Here is a 2,946-nt window from a genome sequence, read left to right as displayed (position 1 = left end):
ATCATATGAATTGCGTCATGCCGCTAATAACGAAACGTCTAAACAACGTAAAACGGAGGCTTTAAAGCGTTTGAATGTAGTTGAATCGTTCCGTGAGTCAAACTATAACAGAGAAAACCGTCCGGAGTGGATGATTTTAAAAGTAATTCCGGTGATTCCGCCAGAATTGCGTCCGTTGGTGCCATTGGATGGAGGTCGTTTTGCTACGTCAGATTTAAATGATTTATACCGTAGAGTAATCATCCGTAACAACCGTTTAAAAAGATTGATGGAGATCAAAGCTCCTGAAGTGATCTTACGTAACGAGAAACGTATGCTACAAGAATCGGTAGATTCATTGTTTGACAATACTCGTAAAGCTTCTGCTGTTAAAACAGAATCAAACAGACCCTTAAAATCACTTTCAGATTCATTGAAAGGGAAACAAGGTCGTTTCCGTCAAAACTTATTAGGAAAACGTGTGGATTATTCGGCTCGTTCCGTAATTGTCGTTGGACCAGAAATGAAATTGTTTGAATGTGGTTTGCCAAAAGATATGGCTGCTGAACTATACAAACCATTCGTTATTCGTAAATTAATCGAAAGAGGAATCGTTAAAACAGTGAAGTCGGCTAAGAAAATTATCGACAAAAAAGAGCCTGTAGTATGGGATATTCTTGAAAATGTAATCAAAGGACATCCTGTATTGCTAAATCGTGCTCCTACGTTACACCGTTTAGGTATTCAAGCATTTCAACCAAAGTTAATTGAAGGAAAAGCAATCCAGTTACACCCATTAGTATGTACGGCTTTTAATGCCGATTTTGATGGTGACCAGATGGCGGTTCACTTACCTTTAGGTCCAGAAGCTATTTTAGAAGCACAATTGTTAATGTTGGCTTCTCACAATATATTGAATCCTGCTAATGGAGCTCCAATTACCGTACCTTCTCAGGACATGGTATTGGGTCTGTATTACATGACCAAAGAGCGTTTGTCTACTCCAGAACATAAAATTTTAGGCGAAGGCTTAACATTCTATTCTGCAGAAGAAGTAAATATTGCTTTGAACGAAGGAAAATTAGAATTAAATGCTCGTGTGAAAGTACGTGCTAAAGATTTTAATGAAAATGGAGAATTAGTTTACCAAATTATTCAAACTACTGCGGGTAGAGTATTATTTAATGAAGTAGTACCGCAAGCAGCAGGATATATCAATGAAGTATTGACTAAAAAATCATTACGTGATATCATTGGTAAAATTTTAGCGGTAACTGATGTTCCAACTACTGCAGCTTTCTTGGACAACATGAAAGACATGGGATACAAATTTGCATTCCGTGGTGGTCTATCGTTCTCGTTAGGGGATATTCGTATTCCAGAACAAAAAACAAAATTAATTGCAGATGCTAGAGAGCAAGTTGAAGGTATCTCAATGAACTATAACATGGGTCTTATTACCAATAACGAACGTTACAACCAAGTTATTGATATCTGGACTTCTGCTAATGCACAATTGACCGAATTGGCAATGAAAAATATCCGTGAAGACCAACAAGGTTTCAACTCGGTTTACATGATGCTTGATTCGGGTGCAAGGGGTTCTAAAGAACAAATTCGTCAGTTAACCGGTATGCGTGGTTTGATGGCTAAGCCTAAAAAATCAACTGCTGGTGGTGGTGAAATTATTGAAAACCCAATTCTTTCTAACTTTAAAGAAGGACTTTCGATCTTAGAATATTTCATTTCTACGCACGGTGCGCGTAAAGGTCTTGCCGATACCGCTCTTAAAACAGCCGATGCGGGTTACTTAACACGTCGTTTACATGATGTATCGCAAGATGTAATTGTGAACTCTGTAGATTGTGGTACTTTAAGAGGAATTGAAGTTTCGGCTTTAAAGAAAAACGAAGAAATCGTAGAAACTTTAGGCGAAAGAATTCTTGGCCGTGTTGCTTTACAAAACGTTGTTAATCCATTGGATAATGAAGTTTTAGTTGAAGCGGGAGACCAAATTACAGAAGCGATCGTTAAGAAAATTGAAGCGTCTCCAATTGAAAAAGTGGAAGTGCGTTCGCCATTAACTTGTGAAGCTACTAAAGGTATTTGTGCTAAATGTTACGGAAGAAACTTGGCAACAGGAAAAATGACGCAAAAAGGGGAGGCAGTTGGTGTTATTGCAGCACAATCAATTGGTGAGCCGGGTACACAGTTGACACTTCGTACGTTCCACGTAGGAGGGGTTGCAGGTGGTATCTCTGAAGAGTCTAGTATTGTGGCACGTTTTGGTGGTAAATTAGAAATCGAAGATTTAAAAACGGTTAAAGGAGAAGATGCTGAAGGTAATACCGTTGACATCGTAATTTCTCGTTCAACGGAATTAAAATTAGTAGAACCTAAAACAGGTATTGTATTAAATACACACTACATTCCTTATGGATCTAGCATTTTTGTAAAAGACGGTGACGTTGTAGAAAAAGGTGCTACCATCTGTAAATGGGATCCTTATAATGGGGTAATTATTTCTGAATTCACAGGAAAAGTAGCTTATGAAGATTTAGAACAAGGACAATCGTTCTTAGTTGAAATTGATGAGCAAACCGGTTTCCAAGAGAAAGTAATTTCGGAAGGAAGAAATAAAAAATTAGTTCCAACCTTATTGATTTATGGTAAAGACGGCGAATTAATTCGTTCGTATAACTTACCAGTTGGAGCTCACCTTATGGTTAATGATGGTGAGAAAATTAAAGCCGGTAAAATTTTAGTAAAAATCCCACGTCGTTCTTCTAAAACAGGCGATATCACGGGAGGTTTACCAAGAATTACCGAGTTATTAGAAGCTCGTAATCCATCGAATCCAGCAGTGGTTTCAGAAATCGACGGGGTAGTTACTTTTGGAAAAATCAAAAGAGGTAACAGAGAAATCGCTATCGAGTCTAAATTTGGGGAAGTGAAGAAATATTTAGT

General features: G+C 37.8%; 1 protein-coding gene. It reads left to right on the top strand.

The genetic code is table 11. From position 1 onward, the window contains the following. The coding region (rpoC, locus tag ACIQ6Z_RS09950; protein WP_396210717.1) for a DNA-directed RNA polymerase subunit beta' at positions 1-2,946 on the top strand (2,946 nt) is incomplete at both ends.

This window comes from Flavobacterium sp., assembly GCF_044376915.1.
Lineage (GTDB): Bacteria > Bacteroidota > Bacteroidia > Flavobacteriales > Flavobacteriaceae > Flavobacterium.
Note: the sequence above shows the minus strand (reverse complement) of the source record. Positions and strands in the feature narration are given on the sequence as shown.